The 16,938-nt window shown below is 67.2% G+C and carries 15 protein-coding genes, 1 tRNA gene and 2 pseudogenes; 15 read left to right on the top strand and 3 right to left on the bottom strand.

What is annotated here, in order from left to right; translation table 11 throughout:
- The first annotated feature begins 4 nt into the window (after positions 1 to 4).
- The 3 genes from WDLP6_RS06290 to WDLP6_RS06300 all read left to right on the top strand — a co-directional run bounded on the left by WDLP6_RS06290 (position 5) and on the right by WDLP6_RS06300 (position 4,606).
- Positions 5 to 2,521, top strand: coding sequence for an ABC transporter permease (locus WDLP6_RS06290; RefSeq protein WP_162591645.1), 2,517 nt, complete (start codon positions 5 to 7; stop codon positions 2,519 to 2,521).
- 31 nt (positions 2,522 to 2,552) lie between these two features.
- Positions 2,553 to 4,124: a phospholipase D-like domain-containing protein gene (locus WDLP6_RS06295; RefSeq protein WP_162591646.1), complete on the top strand. Its 1,572-nt coding sequence runs from the start codon at positions 2,553 to 2,555 to the stop codon at positions 4,122 to 4,124.
- A gap of 62 nt (positions 4,125 to 4,186) precedes the next feature.
- The gene (locus WDLP6_RS06300; protein ID WP_162591647.1) at positions 4,187 to 4,606 is read left to right on the top strand and encodes a group II truncated hemoglobin; all 420 of its coding nucleotides are present in this window, start codon (positions 4,187 to 4,189) and stop codon (positions 4,604 to 4,606) included.
- Between the two features lie 6 nt (positions 4,607 to 4,612).
- Here the strand turns inward: WDLP6_RS06300 and WDLP6_RS06305 are convergent, their stop codons facing one another.
- Both WDLP6_RS06305 and radC read right to left on the bottom strand, forming a co-directional pair.
- Positions 4,613 to 5,269 carry a Smr/MutS family protein gene (locus tag WDLP6_RS06305; RefSeq protein WP_162591648.1) on the bottom strand — a complete coding sequence of 219 codons (657 nt, stop codon included), beginning with the start codon at positions 5,267 to 5,269 and terminating at the stop codon, positions 4,613 to 4,615.
- 66 nt (positions 5,270 to 5,335) lie between these two features.
- The gene (radC, locus tag WDLP6_RS06310) at positions 5,336 to 6,013 is read right to left on the bottom strand and encodes a RadC family protein (RefSeq protein WP_162566309.1); all 678 of its coding nucleotides are present in this window, start codon (positions 6,011 to 6,013) and stop codon (positions 5,336 to 5,338) included.
- Between the two features lie 65 nt (positions 6,014 to 6,078).
- On the opposite strand from radC, the gene WDLP6_RS06315 reads away from it, so the two are divergent.
- From WDLP6_RS06315 to WDLP6_RS06325, 3 genes are all read left to right on the top strand, one after another.
- Positions 6,079 to 6,537, top strand: coding sequence for an FKBP-type peptidyl-prolyl cis-trans isomerase (locus WDLP6_RS06315; RefSeq protein WP_443083396.1), 459 nt, complete (start codon positions 6,079 to 6,081; stop codon positions 6,535 to 6,537).
- Between the two features lie 82 nt (positions 6,538 to 6,619).
- Positions 6,620 to 7,585, top strand: a complete 966-nt coding sequence (ispH, locus tag WDLP6_RS06320) for a 4-hydroxy-3-methylbut-2-enyl diphosphate reductase (RefSeq protein WP_162566310.1) — start codon at positions 6,620 to 6,622, stop codon at positions 7,583 to 7,585.
- Positions 7,582 to 8,553, top strand: a complete 972-nt coding sequence (locus WDLP6_RS06325; RefSeq protein WP_443083397.1) for a threonine/serine dehydratase — start codon at positions 7,582 to 7,584, stop codon at positions 8,551 to 8,553. The genes ispH and WDLP6_RS06325 overlap by 4 nt, the downstream gene beginning before the upstream one ends.
- 4 nt (positions 8,554 to 8,557) lie before the next feature.
- On the opposite strand, the gene WDLP6_RS06330 is transcribed toward WDLP6_RS06325, so the two are convergent.
- Positions 8,558 to 8,974 carry a VOC family protein gene (locus tag WDLP6_RS06330; RefSeq protein WP_162566311.1) on the bottom strand — a complete coding sequence of 139 codons (417 nt, stop codon included), beginning with the start codon at positions 8,972 to 8,974 and terminating at the stop codon, positions 8,558 to 8,560.
- A 64-nt stretch (positions 8,975 to 9,038) separates the two neighbouring features.
- On the opposite strand from WDLP6_RS06330, the gene serS reads away from it, so the two are divergent.
- From serS to WDLP6_RS06380, 9 genes and pseudogenes are all read left to right on the top strand, one after another.
- Positions 9,039 to 10,370 carry a serine--tRNA ligase gene (gene serS, locus WDLP6_RS06335; protein ID WP_162591649.1) on the top strand — a complete coding sequence of 444 codons (1,332 nt, stop codon included), beginning with the start codon at positions 9,039 to 9,041 and terminating at the stop codon, positions 10,368 to 10,370.
- Between the two features lie 51 nt (positions 10,371 to 10,421).
- A tRNA-Ser gene (locus WDLP6_RS06340) sits at positions 10,422 to 10,511 on the top strand.
- A gap of 232 nt (positions 10,512 to 10,743) precedes the next feature.
- Positions 10,744 to 11,843, top strand: a pseudogene (locus WDLP6_RS35000) (Tn3 family transposase); the annotation flags it as partial.
- A 294-nt stretch (positions 11,844 to 12,137) separates the two neighbouring features.
- A pseudogene (locus WDLP6_RS06355) lies at positions 12,138 to 12,778 on the top strand (NnrS family protein).
- Between the two features lie 49 nt (positions 12,779 to 12,827).
- Entirely contained in the window at positions 12,828 to 13,160 is a 333-nt protein-coding gene (locus WDLP6_RS06360) for a cupin (protein ID WP_162591651.1), read from the top strand.
- 15 nt (positions 13,161 to 13,175) lie between these two features.
- Positions 13,176 to 13,544 (top strand): succinate dehydrogenase, cytochrome b556 subunit, encoded by a 369-nt coding sequence (gene sdhC, locus WDLP6_RS06365; protein ID WP_162591652.1) that lies wholly within the window; start codon positions 13,176 to 13,178, stop codon positions 13,542 to 13,544.
- An 8-nt stretch (positions 13,545 to 13,552) separates the two neighbouring features.
- Positions 13,553 to 13,864 carry a succinate dehydrogenase, hydrophobic membrane anchor protein gene (gene sdhD, locus WDLP6_RS06370; protein ID WP_162591653.1) on the top strand — a complete coding sequence of 104 codons (312 nt, stop codon included), beginning with the start codon at positions 13,553 to 13,555 and terminating at the stop codon, positions 13,862 to 13,864.
- Between the two features lie 25 nt (positions 13,865 to 13,889).
- Entirely contained in the window at positions 13,890 to 14,585 is a 696-nt protein-coding gene (locus tag WDLP6_RS06375) for a succinate dehydrogenase iron-sulfur subunit (RefSeq protein WP_162591654.1), read from the top strand.
- Between the two features lie 34 nt (positions 14,586 to 14,619).
- Positions 14,620 to 16,914, top strand: a complete 2,295-nt coding sequence (locus WDLP6_RS06380; RefSeq protein WP_162591655.1) for a nitric-oxide reductase large subunit — start codon at positions 14,620 to 14,622, stop codon at positions 16,912 to 16,914.
- Positions 16,915 to 16,938 lie beyond the last annotated feature (24 nt).

A 16,938-nucleotide genomic window follows, 5' to 3' on the forward strand; every position in this document is an offset into this window, starting at 1 on the left:
GACCATGAACGCTTCCCTACGCCTTGGTTGGCGCACGCTGCGGCGTGACCTGCGCGCCGGCGAGTTGCGCCTGCTGATCGTGGCCGTGCTGCTCGCGGTGGCGGCGCTCACGGCGGTCGGCTTCTTTGCCGATCGGCTCAAGGGTGGCCTGCAGCGCGACGCACGCCAGCTGATGGGCGGCGACGCGGTGCTCGCGACCGACAACCCGACCCCGGCCGAATTCGTGGCGCGCGCCAGGTCGCTCGGCCTGGACAGCGCGGGCACCTACGGTTTTCCGACCATGGCCCGTGCCAGCGACGCGCAGGGTGGCGCCAGCAAGCTGGTCGCTCTCAAGGCCGTGGCGCCGGGCTATCCGCTGCGCGGCAGCCTGCAGGTGGCCGACGGACCCGACGCGCCGGGCCAGACCACGCGCGACGTGCCGGCGCCGGGCCAGGCCTGGGTCGACGCGTCGCTGCTCGAGTCGCTCGGCCTGAAGATGGGCGACACGCTGCTGCTGGGCGATGCCGCCCTGCGCATCGCGCGCGTGATCGTGCTCGAGTCCGATCGCGGCGCCGGCTTCATGAGCTTTGCGCCGCGCGTGATGCTCAACCAGGCCGATGTGCCGCGCACGGGTCTGGTTCAACCGGCCAGCCGCGTGAGCTACCGTTTTGCGGTCGCGGGCGCGCCGGATGCGGTACAGCGCTTCAACGCCTTCGCCGACGCGACGATCAAGAAGGGCGAAGTGCGCGGCGCACGGCTCGAGTCCTTCGAGAGCGGCCGCCCCGAAATGCGCCAGACGATGGACCGTGCGGAGAAATTCCTCAACCTGGTTGCATTGCTGGCCGCGCTGCTGTCGGCGGTGGCCGTCGCGCTGGCCGCGCGCGGTTTCGCGGCCGGCCACCTGGACGACTGTGCCATGCTGCGCGTGCTGGGCCAGAGCCAGCGCACCATTGCGGGTGCCTACGCCTTCGAATTCGCGCTGGTCGGGCTGATCGCCAGCGCGCTCGGCGTCGCCATCGGCTTCGGCGTGCACTACGCGTTCGTGCTGCTGCTGGCGGGGCTGGTCGAAAGCGCGCTGCCCGCGCCGACCTTCTGGCCCGTGGCCTTCGGCATGGGCATGGGGTTCACGCTGCTGTTCGCGTTCGGGCTGCCGCCGGTGCTGCAGCTGGCGCAGGTGCCGCCGCTGCGCGTGATCCGCCGCGACGTCGGCAACCTGAAGCCGGCATCGATCGCGGTGCTGGCACTCGGCATCGCGGGCTTCGCGGCCTTGCTGGTCGCGGCCAGCAGCGACCTCAAGCTGGGGCTGATCGCGGTCGGCGGCTTCGCGGCGGCCGTCGCCGTGTTCGCGCTGCTGAGCTGGCTCGCGGTGCTGCTGCTGCGGCGCAGCGTCAACGAATCGACCGCGCCGCGCTGGCTGGTGCTGGCCACGCGGCAGATCTCGGCACGGCCGGCCTACGCGGTGGTGCAAGTCAGCGCGCTGGCCGTGGGCCTGCTGGCGCTGATCCTGCTCGTGCTGCTGCGCACCGACCTGGTCTCGAGCTGGCGGCAAGCCACGCCACCCGACGCGCCGAACCGCTTCGTGATCAACGTGATGCCCGACCAGAGCGAGGCCTTCCAGAAGACGCTGCGTGATGGCGGCGTGCGCCAGTTCGACTGGTACCCGATGATCCGCGGGCGCCTGGTCGCCATCAACGACAAGCCGGTCACGCCCGACGACTATGCGGACGACCGCGCCAAGCGGCTGGTCGACCGCGAGTTCAATCTCAGCAACAGCGTCGAGGCGCCACCGCACAACATCGTCACCGCGGGCGCATGGACGCCGGGCGCGCCGGGCGAGCTCAGCGTCGAGGAAGGACTGGCCGACACGCTCGGCCTCAAGCTCGGCGACCAGCTGCGCTTCGACATCGGCGGCATCCAGAGCGACGCACGCATCACCTCGCTGCGCAAGGTCGACTGGGGCTCGCTGCATGCCAACTTCTTCGTGATGTACACCGTCGCCGCGTTGGCGGAGGTGCCGGTCACCTACATGGGCGCATTCCGTGCGCCCGAGGTCAAGGGATTCGACAACGCGCTGGTGCGCGCCTTTCCGAACGTGACCAATGTCGACATGAGCGCCACCATCGGCCAGATCCAGCGGGTGCTCGACCAGGTGATCCGCGCCGTCGAGTTCCTGTTCGGCTTCACGCTCGCGGCCGGGCTGGTGGTGTTGTTCGCCGCCGTCACGGCCACGCGCGAGGAGCGGGCGCGTGAGTTCGCGATCATGCGTGCGGTCGGCGCGCACGCGAGCCTGCTGCGCCAGGTGCAGCGCGCCGAACTCGCCGGCGTCGGGCTGCTGGCGGGCTTTCTCGCGAGCCTCGTCGCTTCGGTGATCGGCTGGGCGCTGGCGCACTATGTGTTCGACTTCACCTGGACCGCATCGCCGCTGGTGCCGGTGGGCGGTGCGCTGGCCGGCGCGGTGCTGGCGCTGGCCGCCGGCTGGTGGGGCTTGCGCGACGTGCTGCGGCGGCCGGTGGTCGATACGCTGCGCCGTGCGGCCGAATAGGGGTGTCGTCGAAGTGAGCGAATGGCTGTCGATGAAGATCGGATCGGCGTGGATCCGCCTGTGCGTCTTCGCTGCCGCTGGCGCGCTGGCCGGCTGCGCCAGCCTGCCGCCGCCCGTGGCGCAGACGCCGACGCATGCGCCGACGGATGTCGCGAACACCCGGCTCGCGCGCGTGGCCCGTGCCGGTGCGCCGGCCGCCTCGCCTGCGTTGTCGGGTTTTCGTTTGCTGCCGGAAGGGACGACCGCCTTCGATGCCCGCCTTGCCATGGTGCGCAACGCCGAGCGCTCGATCGATGCGCAGTACTACATCCTGTCGAACGATTCGACCGGACTTCTGTTCCTGCGCGAGCTGAACGCCGCCGCGCAGCGCGGGGTGCGCGTGCGCCTGCTCATCGACGATCTCTACACGGCAGGCAAGGACGAACTTCTCGCGCTCCTGGCCGCGCAGCCCAACTTCGAGGTGCGGGTCTTCAATCCGCTGCCGGTGCACTTCGGGCCGCTCGCGCTGCGCATCGCACTGTCACTGCACGACCTGCGGCGCATCGACCGCCGCATGCACAACAAGCTTCTCGTGGCCGACAACAGCCTGGCCATGACGGGCGGGCGCAACGTCGCCGACGAATACTTCATGCACAGCGACACCGCCAACTTCATCGACATGGACGTGCTGGCCAGCGGGCCGGTGGTGCGCGAGCTGTCCGATTCCTTCGACGACTACTGGAACAGCCCGCAGGTCTGGCCCATCGGCAGCCTGGTCCCGCGGCCTGTCGGCGATGCCGCGCAAAGGGCGGAGCGCCTCGCCATGCTGCTGCACGGCGCGCTCTCCTCGCTTGCCGAGCCGTCCGTCGACGTGCTGGGCAACACGCCGGTCGGGCAGCAGATCGCCGCCGGCCGACTCGCGCAGACCTGGGCCGACGCGCGCATGCTGGCGGACATTCCGGAGAAGATCACCTACGACAACCCGGACGCGCGCTTCGAGGACAGCGTCACGCAGCGCACCGTCGCCATCATGCTCGGGGCGCAGTCGGAGGTGACGATGATCTCGCCGTATTTCATTCCCGGCGACAACGGCATGAAGGTGCTCGAGGACAGCGTGAGACGCGGCGTGCGTGTCGACGTGCTGACCAACGCGCTCGATGCCACCGACGAGTCGCTGGTCTATGCCGGCTATGCACGCTACCGGCTCGCCATGCTCAAGGCGGGCATACACATCTATGAGCTGGGCGGTACGCTGGCGCGGCGCGACCGGCAGCTCGGCGACTTCCACAGCTCGAGCGGCCGGCTGCATGCCAAGATCGCCGTGGTCGACCATCGTCGGCTGTTCGTCGGCTCGATGAACCTCGATGGGCGCTCGGCCCGCCTCAACACCGAGATCGGCCTCGTGATCGACAGCCCCGACCTCACCGCCCAGTTCTACACGCTGATGCCCGCTCCCGAGCTCGGCGCCTACGAGCTGCGGCTCGACGCGGCGGGCGCGCTCGAATGGGTGGAGCACGACGTGGACGGCAGCGACAAGGTGATTCGCGACGAGCCCGGCGCGAGCCTGTTCCAGCGCGTCACGGACTGGCTGCTGCTGAAGGTGGTGCCCGAGGGCGCGCTGTAGCCGCGCGGCCGAATGGGCCGCGGCACGCCGGGTGCATTCGCATGTGGCGACAATGGTGCCCGATGCAGATACAAGACAAGGCCCCCTTCGACACGCCCTACGAATGGATCGGCGGCGAAGCCCGCGTCCATGCGCTGGTCGAGCGCTTCTACGACCTCATGGACCTCGAGCCGGGCTATGCGCAATTGCGCGCGGTGCACGGCACGACGCTCGACAACGCGCGCCAGCGCCTGTTCTGGTTCCTGTGCGGATGGCTCGGCGGCCCGCAGCACTACACCGATCGCTTCGGCCATCCGATGCTGCGCGCCCGGCACATGCCGCAGAGCATCGGCGGCCACACCATCGGCATCAGGGAGCGCGATCAGTGGCTGGCCTGCATGGACCAGGCGATGGGGGAGACCGGCGTGCCCGGGGAATTGCGCGAGCGCCTGCGCGGTTCGTTCTTTCAGACCGCCGACTGGATGCGGAACAGAGGCGAGTAGCGAAGCTCAGCGTCGCGTGGGCGCCAGCAACACCACCAACGCACCTGCACCGCCTTCCGACGGCTTGGCCTGCACGAAGGCCAGCGTCTCGGTCTTCTGGATCAGCCAGCGCTGCACCTTGGCCTTGAGCACCGGTTGCCGGCCGGGCGAGCCGATGCCCTTGCCATGCACCACACGCACGCAGCGCAGGCCTTGCTTATGGGCCGTGCGCACGAAGGCGCCGAGCGCCTCGCGCGCTTCGTCGCTGCGCATGCCGTGCAGGTCGATCTCGCGCTGGATCGACCATTCGCCGGCGCGCAGCTTGCGCGTCACGTCGGTATGGATGCCGGTGCGGCGAAAGCTCATCGCATCGTCGGCATCGAGCAGCGTGGTGACATCGAACTCGTCGGACAGCGACTCGTGCAGCACGCGCTGCTCGTCGAGCTGATGCTGCACCGGGATCGGCGCCGGCGGTTCGGGCGCGAGCGGCACCGCCGCCTTGCGCCGCAGCGGCTGCGTGGCGCCGATCGCGCGCGTGAACAGGTCCTGCTCGGCCGCGCGCTTCTTCTCGGCCGCTGCGTGCGCCGCGACCTCGGCCGCTTCGCGCTCGCGCCGTTCGGCGAGCGAGCGCTGCACCTGCTTGAGGTCGGCGAGGCTGCGAAGATGATTCGGCTTGGCGGGCATGGGCGTGAAAGGCGTTCGCCGCCTTGCCCCCATTGTGCGGGATTGCAGACGCGGGTTGCCGCGGCTTCAGAGCAGCCCGTGCTCGGCCATCGACAGCGTCTCGCCCGGCGTCACGATCATGTGGTCGAGCACGCGCACGTCGACCAGCGCGAGCGCGGCCTTGAGCGTGCGCGTGAGGGATTCGTCGGCGCGCGAGGGCTCCGTGCATCCGCTCGGATGGTTGTGCGCCAGCACCAGGGCCGAGGCCTGGTGGTGCAGCGCCCGCGTGACCACCTCCCGCGGATACACGCTGGTGTGCGTGAGCGTGCCGCGGAACAGTTCCTCGAGCGCGATCAGCTTGTGCTGCGCGTCGAGGAAGAGCACGGCGAACACCTCGTGCGCCTTGGCGGCGAGATGGAGCTGCAGGTAGTGCTTGACCGCATCTGGCGAGTCGAACACCGTGCGCTGCTTCAGGCGCTCGCCCAGCACGCGGCGCGCCAGCTCGAGCACGGCCGTCAGCTCGGCCCGCTTGGCAGTGCCGCCCAAGCCCTTGATGCGCCGCAGCGCAGGAAGGTCGGCATGCAGCAGGCCGGCGAGGCCGCCGAAGCCGTCGAGCAGCTCCTGTGCGAGCTGCAGCACGTTCTTGCCGGCGACGCCGGTGCGCAACAGCAGCGCCAGCAGTTCGGCATCGCCGAGCGCGCCGGCGCCGCGTGCGATGAGTTTTTCGCGCGGCCGGGCTTCGGCAGGCAGATCCTTGAAAGACATGCTTTGATGAGGGCTCTGGCCCCACTCCCTAAAATACAAGGCCCAGTGTATAGGGACCGCCCATCTTGTCTTTGCCCACATCCGCCGCCGTCGTCACGCCCGGTTCCTTCCTCACGCTGCATTACCGGCTGGCCGGACCTGCGGGCGACATCATCAACACCTTCAACGACAAGCCGGCCACGCTGTCGCTCGGCACGGGCGAGCTTTCGCCCGCGGTCGAGCAGCGGCTGCTCGGGTTGGAAGAGGGTACGCACGCCACTTTCGAGCTGCCGCCCGGCGAGGCCTTCGGCGAGCGCAATCCCGAGATGCAGCAATGGGTGGCACGCACCCTGCTCGCGAAGATGGGCGATCCCGACGAGCACTATGCTGTCGGCGACGTGGTGCAGTTCCCCACGCCCGACGGCACGGGCAGCTACGCCGGCGCGGTGATCGAGTCGAACGAGACCGCCGTGCGCTTCGATTTCAACCATCCGCTCGCAGGCCAGCCGGTGACCTTCGAGCTTCGACTGATCGGCATCCTGTGAGCGCCGCGCCGGGCCGCCCCAAGCAAGCTCGCGCCCCCTCGGGGGGCAGCGAGGACACGAAGTGCCGAGCGTGGGGGCACCCATGAACAGCGTGAAGGAGGTCCTTCTGGCCGAGCCGCGTGGCTTCTGCGCCGGCGTCGACCGCGCGATCGAGATCGTCGAGCGCGCGCTGGCGAAGTTCGGCGCGCCGATCTATGTGCGGCACGAGATCGTGCACAACACCTATGTGGTGAACGAGCTCAAGGCCAAGGGCGCGATCTTCATCGAAGACCTGGCCGAAGTGCCGCCCGGTGCGACGCTGGTGTTCAGCGCCCATGGCGTGAGCAAGGCCGTGCAGGCCGAGGCGCGCGCGCGCGGCTTCGAGGTCTTCGACGCCACCTGCCCGCTGGTGACCAAGGTGCACGTCGAGGTCGCCAAGCTTGCGAAGGAGGGCTACGAGTTCATCATGATCGGCCACAAGGGGCATCCCGAGGTCGAGGGCACGATGGGCCAGCTCTCCAGCGGCATCCACCTGGTCGAGGACGTGGCCGACGTGGCCCATGTGTCGCCCGCTCAGACCGCCAGGCTCGCCGTCGTGACGCAGACCACGCTGTCGGTCGACGATGCGGCCGAGATTTCGGCCGCGGTGCGCGCGCGCTTTCCGAGCGTGCGCGAGCCCAAGCAGCAGGACATCTGCTACGCCACGCAGAACCGACAGGATGCGGTGAAGCTGCTGAGCCCGCAGGTCGAGCTGGTGATCGTGGTCGGCAGCCCGACCAGTTCCAACAGCAACCGCCTGCGCGAACTCGCACAGCGCCTGGGCACCGAGAGCTACATGGTCGACTCCGCCGCCGAGCTGCGGCCCGAATGGTTCGAGGGCAAGCACAGTGTCGGCCTCACGGCCGGTGCGTCCGCACCCGAGGTGCTGGTGCGCGAGGTGATCGATCGCATCAAGGCGCTGGGCGCGGTGTCGGTGCGCAAGATGCAGGGCATCGAGGAGACGCTCAAGTTCCCATTGCCCAAGGGCCTCAAGCTGGACGACATCCCCGCGCCGGGACACATCTCGTGAGCGCCGCGACGATCGCGACGATCGACTGGCGCCACGACATCGAGGCCGCAGCGCAACGTCTGCACGCGCGAGTGCCGGGCTTTCTGCGCGAGACTCCGCTGTGGAAGCTGAGGGGCGAAGCGCTCGGCCTGAAAGCGCGCGGTGCCGAGGTCTGGCTCAAGCTCGAACATCTGCAGATCAGTGGCAGCTTCAAGGCCCGCGGCATGATGAACCGGCTGCTGGCCAACGACATTCCTGCCAGCGGCGCGATCGTGGCCTCCGGCGGCAACGCGGGCATCGCGACGGCCGCGGCGGCGCAGGCGCTCGGCGTGCCATGCGAGGTGTTCCTGCCGGTCGTGTCGTCCGAGGCCAAGCGCGCCCGGCTGCGCGCGCTCGGCGCACAAGTGGTCGTTGGCGGCGAGGTCTATGGCGATGCGCTCGCGGCCTGCCTCGAGCGGCAGCGCGAGACCGGTGCATTGCTCACCCATGCCTACGACCAGCCCGAAGTGGTGGCCGGCGCAGGCACGCTCGGCCGCGAGATCGAGCAGCAGGGCGGCATGCCGGATGCCGTGCTCGTCAGCGTGGGCGGCGGCGGTCTGATCGCTGGACTCGCCGGCTGGTTCGAAGCGCGCAGCCGCGTGGTGGCGCTGGAGCCCGAGCGCGCACCGACGCTGTTCAACGCGCGCGCGGCGGGCGAGCCGATCGATGTCGACGTCGGCGGCGTCGCGGCCGATTCGCTCGGCGCGCGGCGCATCGGCGCGATCTCGTGGGAGATCACGCAGCGTCACGTGCGTGATGCGCTGCTGCTGTCCGACGAGGCGATCCGCTCGGCGCAGCTGTGGCTGTGGCGCGAACTGAAGCTGGCCGTCGAACCGGCCGCGGCGCTGCCGCTGGCCGCGCTGCAAAGCGCCGCCTATGTGCCGCGCGAGGGCGAGAAGATCTGCCTCATCGTCTGCGGCGCGAACGTCGATCCCGCCACGCTGGCCTGAACGTTCAGCTCTTGGCGGGCATTTCTTCGGTGTTGATCATCCACGGCACGCCGAACTTGTCTTCGAGCACGCCGAAGCCCGTCGACCAGAACTGAGGCCCGAAGGGCATCGTGACCTTGCCGCCTGCGCCGAGCGCCTTGAACAACGCTTCGCCTTCCTGCACGTTCTTGGCCTGGACCGAGAGCGAGAAACCCTTGTAGCCTTCGAAGGGATATTCGGGCGGCGCATCGGACGCCATGATCTGGTGGCCGCGCGCTTCGAGCGTGGCGTGCATGATCTTGTCCTTGAGCGCGGCGGGCGTGTCCTTGCCCATCGGACTCTCGCCGAAAGTCATGCTGAAGAGGATTTTGCCGTCCAGGCATTTCGCATAGAAGGCGAGTGCTTCGGCCGCGTTGCCGTTGAAGGTCAGATAGGCTTGCATGTTGTTTCCCTGGGTTGAACATCAGGCGCACGGGGCACGGAGTCGTGCCCTCTAAAATCACCTGATGCTTGATATTACGTCGCTCCGCAAGGATCTTCCGTCGGTGGTCGCCCGGCTCGAAACGCGCAAGAAGAACCAGACTTTTCTCGACGTCGCTGCGTTCACCGCGCTCGAGGCCGAACGCAAGACCCTGCAGACCCGCACCGAGGAATTGCAGGCGCGCCGCAACACCCTCAACAAGCAGATCGGGCCGCTGAAGGCCAGGGGCGAATCGGTCGATGCGCTGATGGCCGAGGTCAACGCGCTCAAGGCCGAACAGGAATCCTCGGCCGTCCGGCTCGACGAGATCCAGCCCGAACTGCACGCGCTGCTGATGGCGGTGCCGAACCTGCCGCACGAGAGCGTGCCCGTCGGCGAGGACGAGCAGGCGAACGTCGAGGTCCGCCGTTGGAGCCCGCAGGGCGGCGACGGCGCGGCGGCCCCGGAACTCGGCTTCGCGGCCAAGGACCACGTCGACCTCGGCGCACCGCTGGGCCTCGATTTCGAGATGGGCACCAAGCTCTCGGGCTCGCGCTTCACGGTGATGAAGGGGCCGATCGCTCGCCTGCACCGTGCGCTGTCGCAGTTCATGCTCGACGTGCAGACGCAGCAGCATGGCTATACCGAGTGCTACGTGCCCTATGTCGTCAACGCGGAGACGCTGCGCGGCACCGGCCAGTTGCCCAAGTTCGAGGGCGATCTGTTCGCTGCGAAGAAGGGCGGCCAGGAAGGCGAGCCCGCGCCCGACCACGCGGCGCTCTATCTGATTCCCACCAGCGAGGTGCCGCTCACCAACTTCATGCGCGACGAGATCGTGGCGGAGTCGCAATTGCCGATCAGGCTCACCGCGCACACGCCGTGCTTTCGTTCGGAAGCGGGCAGCGCCGGGCGCGACACGCGCGGCATGATCCGGCAGCATCAGTTCGACAAGGTCGAGATGGTGCAGATCACGCACCCCGACCACAGCTACGAAGCCCTCGAAGCCATGACGAAGCATGCCGAGGCGGTGTTGCAGGCGCTGGCCCTGCCGTACCGCGTGGTGCTGCTGTGCACCGGCGACATCGGCTTCGGCGCGGCCAAGACCTACGACCTCGAGGTCTGGCTGCCGGCACAGAACACCTACCGCGAGATCAGCTCGGTCTCGAACTGCGAGGCCTTCCAGGCGCGCCGCCTGCAGGCCCGCTTCAAGAATGCAAAGGGCAAGAACGAGCTGGTGCACACCCTCAACGGCTCGGGCCTTGCGGTGGGCCGCACATTGGTCGCGGTGCTCGAGAACCATCAGAACGAGGACGGTTCGATCACCGTGCCGGCGGCGCTGCGGCCGTACCTCGGCGGCATCGAGCTGCTGCGCGCCTGACGGGGAAATCGCGGCACGGGCTCTGCTAGAATTCTTGGCTCGACAGACACCGGAGAGGTGGCAGAGTGGTCGAATGTACCTGACTCGAAATCAGGCGTCCGTGCGAACGGACCGAGGGTTCGAATCCCTCCCTCTCCTCCAGTGACAATTTAGGCTGTCTCAGGCAGCTTCAGAAACCCCGAAAACCCGCGTCCAGCCTAGGTTTCGGGGTTTTTTGTTGTCTGAAACGGTCTCATCCGGTCTCTTGGTGCTCGATAGCTTGTTGGTACATTGGTTGGTATCGGCCTTGGAGGCCTGCACGATGATGTCGCTGCGCAAACGCCTGCGCCGCGGCAGCGTCTGGATCGATCACTCGCTGAGCTATCGGGAGCGCGACCAGATGCTCATCCCGCCAGCGCAGTGGGTGTTTCAGCGGGACAGCAGATAGACCTCCTGGGTCTGCCGAAGTCGGCCAGGCAGTTCTTGGAGCCCTTGCTGGCCAACCTGGTCGCGGGCATGGCCGCCATCGAAGAAGCGCAGCGCCGAGGCAGGGTCGAGATCGGCGATGATGGCTTGCTGCACTTGCCCGCGATCGCTGCGCTGGGTGACCAGACCGAGCCGGTGCGCACCCGCGACAGCATCTACAACCTCATAGGCAACGTTCAGTTCCCGGACCTCTTGCTGGATGTGGATGCGGTCACCAACTTCAGCGAGGCGCTACTCGGGCACCGCGCACAGTCCATCGGCGAACTTGTGGCGCTGTACGGTGCGCTGCTGGCGCACGGCACCGACGTCGATGCCAAGGGTGTCGCATCGATGGTCCCTGGCCTGAATCGGGCCAGATCTCGGTGACCATGCGCGTCCCGGCATCTGTGGAATGCACGGGACCGTGCCGAGGACCGGATTCGGCTGTCACTCCTTGCTGTTGATACCCACGGCTACACCAACCCCGCAATGGCGATCGCCAAGCTGCTCGGCTTCGACCTATGCCCGCGCCTTCGTGATCTGGCCGAGCGAAAGCTCTACCTGCCGCACATCTTCTCGGTCCCGGAGGGCCTTGAGGCTGCCACCCTCAGGAATGTCTCGCTGAGAGCGATCGAGCGCGGCTGGGACGAATTGCTGCGCCTGGCCGCATCCGTCCGCTCCGGTCGCGTGTCAGCCACGCTGGCGTTACACCGCTTCGGTTCGGCGGCACAGGGCGATCCGCTTCACAGGGCGGCCGAGCATTTGGGGCGGCTGTTGCGCACCGTATTCCTGTGCGACTACATCGCCATCGAGAGCTTCCGGCGCGAGATCCACATGCTGCTGAGCCGCGGTGCGTCGGTTCATCAACTGCAGCGCGCCGCCTACAGCGGCAAAGTGGCGCCTGAGCGTGGTCGCCGGCGCGACGAGATGCAGGCCATCTCGGGATCGCACGCGCTGCTGACCAACATCGTGCTGGCCTGGAACACGAGCCGTATGCATGACGTCGTCGAGCGGCTCCGCCGCGATGGCAAGTGCTTCTCCAGTAGCGCGTTCAAAGGTGCGGTGGCCGCCACGCAAGGCCGCCCACCACAAGGCTGCTTGATCTGATCAATTGAAAGCTTTATATTAAATAAATCTTATGCTCACCTGAGATCCTGCAAGGCTACGGGGTTGATTCAATCAACGTTTGCTGTGGTGGCCAGATACAGCGTGGGAGACAAGCCGACACTATGGAGTACGCTGATGCCTGATCTCCTTCACATCGAGGAGCCTGAACGCAGGGCCACGCAGCGTCCGCAGCCGCAGTTGTCTGCGTTTCTCGGCATGGGATTCCGACCGCTCTATCCGGCCGGCACCTTCTGGGCCGCCGCCTCGATCGGCATCTGGATCTTCGCGCCCCGGCTTGCATCGGGAACGCTGGCAGGACCGGCCTGGCATGCGCACGAAATGCTGTGGGGTTTCGTGGCGACCATGGCGCTGGCCCTCGCGGTGGCAGCCTTCCTGTGCGGCTGGCAACTGCTTGACTGGAAGCCGCTCGCGGTCCGGCGTCGCCCGATCCTGTGGATTCTCTATGTGGGCCATGCATGCCTCGGCGTGGGACTGCTGCTCGCCGCATTGCATTCCCTGGGCCTGGTCCAACGCGCGGCGATTCACGTCCACGTCCTTGCGATCGGCGGCTTTTCCGTCCTCATCGTGGGCATGATGACGCGCACCGCACTGGGCCACCTGGGCCGGCCTCTGGTGCTCGATCGGATGTCGAAGGCATGCTATGCCTGATGCTGGCGGCATTCGTCCTGCGACTGATCGCCCTCGCGCCCTCGAATGCCAGCTTCATCGTGCTCCAGCTTGCGGCCGTTGCGTGGATCGGTGCGTTCGCCCTCTATCTGTGGCGCTTCGTGCCGATGATGATTCGACCCGTCCCGGTTGCAGCCGGCAATCCGATGATGCAGATCCGACGGGGATGAGCCTGGACGTCTCGCGCGCCCATACTCGCACGCCAACGCAAGGAACCTTATGGCGATTCACCACGCAGTACCTGGCGAGCTCATCGCCGTTCGCCCGCTGGGAAGCGGCCTCAGGCAGGAGACCACGAAGACCCTGTACAAGTCGGAGCGTCTTGAGTTGTTCCGGATGATTCTGCTGGCTGGGGAAACCAAACCGGTGCATCAGGTTCCAGGCGAATTGACAGTCCAATGCATAGAAGGCCTGATCGAACTCTCGTTTGCAGGGATCAATGAGGCCATGCAGCGAGGTGATCTCAAGTGTCTGGTAGGTGGCGAGCCATTTGCTCTGAAGGCGTTCGAAGACTCCTCGTTGCTCTTCACCCTTTTGTTGCACGAGCATTGACAACGGAAGACCGGTATGAACAGACCTGTATTTCTCAATCTCATGCAGATCCGGATGCCGGTGGGTGCGGTGACGTCGATCGCGCACCGGGTCAGCGGCGTTCTACTGGCGCTGGGTGTCCCTTTCAGCGCCTACATCTTCGATCTTTCGCTGCAAGGCCCGCGGTCCTTTGAGCGGGCGCAGGAGCTGCTCGCCGGATCGATGCTCAAGGCCGCCGCGATCGTGTTCGTCTGGGCCCTGGCGCATCACCTTCTGGCCGGCGTGCGGCACCTGCTGAGCGACATCGGCGTGGGCTCGCGCTTACCGTTCGCCCGGCGCAGCGCATGGGTCGTGAACGGGACTGGGGTCTTCATCGCCCTGCTCGCGGCGTGGGCGCTGCTTTGAGCAAAGCCATGAGCGGCTTGCGCGCGTGGATGGTCCAGCGCGCCAGCGCGGTCTACATGCTTTTCTTCATCGTGTTCCTGCTCGCCCACTTTCTCGTCGATCCGCCCCATTCGTACCTGGCCTGGCGTGACTGGGTGACGAGCCCGGGCCTCGGTGTCGGCGCCTCGGTCTTTTGCGCTGCGCTGCTGGCGCATGCGTGGGTGGGACTTCGGGACGTGATCCTGGACTACGTCCGGCCGGTCGCGCTTCGCTTGCCTGCGCTCGGCCTGCTCGGGCTCGTCCTCGCGGCGATCGGCGCATGGCTTGTCCGCATTCTCTGACTGGGTCACGGCTGAGGGGGCCTTCATGAGATTCTCGATTTTTCGCTTCAATCCCGAGCACGACGAAAAGCCGTACATGCAGGACTACGAGATCGAGCTGCGGGCCGACGAGGTCATGCTGCTGGACGTCATCCTGCGCATCAAGACGATGGACAACTCGCTGACGTTGCGAAAGTCCTGCCGGGAAGGCGTGTGCGGCTCCGATGCCATGAACATCAACGGCCGCAACGGGCTGGCGTGCATCACGCCGGTGCGGGGCCTGAAGCAGCCGGTGCTGCTGCGGCCACTGCCGAGCTTCCCGGTCATCCGCGACCTGGTGGTCGACATGACCCGGTTCTTCAAGCAGTACCACTCGATCAGGCCGTACCTGATCAACGACGAGCCGCCGCCGGAAAAGGAGCGCCTGCAGTCGCCGGAAGACCGCGACAAGCTCAACGGCCTGTACGAATGCATCATGTGCGGCTGCTGCACGAGCCAATGTCCGTCGTCCTGGTGGAATCCGGAAAAATTCGTCGGACCGGCGGGACTGCTGCAGGCCGATCGCTTCATCGCCGACAGCCGCGATCGGGCCACGCAGGAGCGCCTCGACGACCTGGACGACGTCTATCGCTTGTTCCGCTGCCGTTCGATCATGAACTGCACCGAGGTCTGCCCGAAGGGCCTGGCGCCATCGCGTGCCATCGAGAAGATCAGGCTGATGCTGGTCAAGGTGTCGTTCTGATGAAGGTCGAACACGTGCAGCAACGGATTCATCCATGAGCATCGCCGCACAACCCGTGGCCGAGGACGACGGCCCGCTGTCGCCGTGGTGGCTGCGCACCATCTTGATCGTGATGGTGCTGGGCTTTGCCGGGCTGATCACCATCACGCGGCTCGCCTACCGCAATGCGCCGCCGATCCCGGCGCAGGTGGTGGATGTGCAGGGCCGCGGCGTGTTCAGCGGCGAAGACGTCCTCGACGGCCAGACGGTGTTCCTGCGCTACGGCCTGATGGCCAATGGCAGCATCTGGGGCCACGGCGCCTACCTCGGCCCGGACTACAGCGCCGAGGCGCTGCACCGCATGGGCGAGCGCAGCGCCGACGCCATCGCGCAGCGGCAGTATCAGCAGCCCTTCGCGGCGCTCGCCAAACCGCAGCAGGCCGCGGTGCGCGGCGAAGCCATGGCGAGCCTCAAGACCAATCGCTACGACGCCGCCAGCGGCACGCTGCAGTTCACGGCGCCGCAGGCCGCCGCCTTTCGCGAGGAGATCACGCACTGGACCGGCTACTTCCACGACCCGTCGCGCAACGGTGGCCTGAAGGCGGACCTGATCACCGATCCGGCCGAGCTGCGCCAGTTCTCCGCCTTCGTCACCTGGGCGGCCTGGGCGTCGGTGGCGGCGCGGCCCGGCGAGGCCTATTCGTACACCAACAATTTCCCGTACGACCCGAGCGTCGGCAACCTGCCGACCTCCGGCGCGCTGCTCTGGAGCGCGCTGAGCCTGACCGTGCTGCTGGCCGGCATCGCCACGGTGCTGCTGGCCTTCGGCAAGTTCGACTACCTGGGCTGGATCACGCGCGGCCACCAGGTGCGGCCGCAGATGCTGCCCGGACATTCGAGCAAGGGCCAGAACGCGCTGGTGAAGTTCTTCGTGGTGGTGGCGCTGCTGTTGCTGGGGCAGTCGCTGGTCGGCGGCGCGGTGGCGCACTACCGGGCCGACCCGGGCAGCTTCTACGGCTTCCAGCTGGAGCGCATCTTCCCAAGCAACCTGCTGCGCACCTGGCATCTGCAGCTGGCGATCTTCTGGATCGCCACCGCCTACGTGGCCGCGGCGCTGTTCCTCGGCCGCTCGCTGCGCATCGGCGAACCGCGCTGGCTGGCGGGCTGGACCCATCTGCTGTTCGGCGCCTTCGCGCTGGTGATCGGCGGCAGCCTGCTCGGCGAGTGGCTGGGCATCGCGCAGCTGCTCGGCGCGTGGTGGTTCTGGCTCGGCAACCAGGGCTGGGAATACCTCGAGCTCGGGCGTGTCTGGCAGTACCTGCTGGTGGCCGGCCTGCTGGCCTGGTTCGTGCTGCTGTGGACCCTGGTGCGGCCGCGCGCCCTGGCGAGTACCGCCGCCGTGCCCATCGTCCGGATGTTCCTGGTGGCCGCGCTCGCGATCCCGGTGTTCTACATCCCGGCGCTCCTGTTCGGCGCCCGAACCAACTACACGGTGGTCGACACCTGGCGCTTCTGGATCATCCACCTGTGGGTCGAAGGCTTCTTCGAGTTCTTCGCCACGACGGTGGTGGCGCTGACCTTCTACCAGCTCGGCCTGAGCCGCCGCAACGTGGCGCTGCGCGTGATCTACCTCGACGCCATCCTCTACTTTCTCGGCGGCCTGATCGGCACCGGCCACCACTGGTACTTCACCGGCCAGAGCAACTTCAGCATGGCGATGTCGGCGATGTTCTCGGTGCTCGAAGTGGTGCCGCTGACCCTGCTGACGCTGGACGCCTGGGACTTCGTGCGCACGACGCGCGGCCAGCGCGACGCCGCCGGCACGAGGATCGCGATACCGCACAAGTGGACCTTCTACTTCCTGATGGCGGTGGGCTTCTGGAACTTCGTCGGCGCCGGCATGCTCGGCTTCCTGCTCAACCTGCCGATCGTGAGTTACTACGAGGTCGGCACCCTGCTGACGCCGGCGCACGGGCACGCGGCGCTGATGGGCGTCTTCGGCATGCTGGCGATCGCGCTGATGGTCTTCGTGCTGCGGCAGACCAGCGACGACGCGCGTTGGCCGGGCATCGAGAAGTACATCAAGGTCGCATTCTGGGGGACCAACGGCGGGCTCGCGATGATGGTCGCACTGAGCCTGTTTCCTGGCGGCGTGTTGCAGGTCTGGGACGTGCTCGAGCATGGTTACTGGCACGCCAGAGGCATGGAGTACATCGGCAGCGAACGGTCGCACCTGATCGAATGGCTGCGGATGCCGGGCGACGTGGTCTTCATCGTCTTCGGCGCCGTGCCGCTGGTCATCGCGGCTGTCAAGGGCTATCTCGGCGTGCGCGCCGTAGAAATCAAATGACAATGACACCGAATCCGAATCCGA

The sequence above is a fragment of the Variovorax sp. PBL-E5 genome (assembly GCF_901827185.1).
GTDB lineage: Bacteria > Pseudomonadota > Gammaproteobacteria > Burkholderiales > Burkholderiaceae_C > Variovorax.

Coding starts and splice junctions, on each gene's coding strand:
- WDLP6_RS06295 (WP_162591646.1), top strand. CDS start 2,553: ATGAAGATCGGATCGGCGTGGATCCGCCTGTGCGTCTTCGCTGCCGCT.
- radC (WP_162566309.1), bottom strand. CDS start 6,013: ATGTCTTTCAAGGATCTGCCTGCCGAAGCCCGGCCGCGCGAAAAACTC.
- WDLP6_RS06375 (WP_162591654.1), top strand. CDS start 13,890: ATGAGATTCTCGATTTTTCGCTTCAATCCCGAGCACGACGAAAAGCCG.
- sdhD (WP_162591653.1), top strand. CDS start 13,553: ATGAGCGGCTTGCGCGCGTGGATGGTCCAGCGCGCCAGCGCGGTCTAC.
- ispH (WP_162566310.1), top strand. CDS start 6,620: ATGAACAGCGTGAAGGAGGTCCTTCTGGCCGAGCCGCGTGGCTTCTGC.
- WDLP6_RS06380 (WP_162591655.1), top strand. CDS start 14,620: ATGAGCATCGCCGCACAACCCGTGGCCGAGGACGACGGCCCGCTGTCG.
- sdhC (WP_162591652.1), top strand. CDS start 13,176: ATGAACAGACCTGTATTTCTCAATCTCATGCAGATCCGGATGCCGGTG.
- serS (WP_162591649.1), top strand. CDS start 9,039: ATGCTTGATATTACGTCGCTCCGCAAGGATCTTCCGTCGGTGGTCGCC.
- WDLP6_RS06360 (WP_162591651.1), top strand. CDS start 12,828: ATGGCGATTCACCACGCAGTACCTGGCGAGCTCATCGCCGTTCGCCCG.
- WDLP6_RS06290 (WP_162591645.1), top strand. CDS start 5: ATGAACGCTTCCCTACGCCTTGGTTGGCGCACGCTGCGGCGTGACCTG.
- WDLP6_RS06305 (WP_162591648.1), bottom strand. CDS start 5,269: ATGCCCGCCAAGCCGAATCATCTTCGCAGCCTCGCCGACCTCAAGCAG.
- WDLP6_RS06300 (WP_162591647.1), top strand. CDS start 4,187: ATGCAGATACAAGACAAGGCCCCCTTCGACACGCCCTACGAATGGATC.
- WDLP6_RS06330 (WP_162566311.1), bottom strand. CDS start 8,974: ATGCAAGCCTATCTGACCTTCAACGGCAACGCGGCCGAAGCACTCGCC.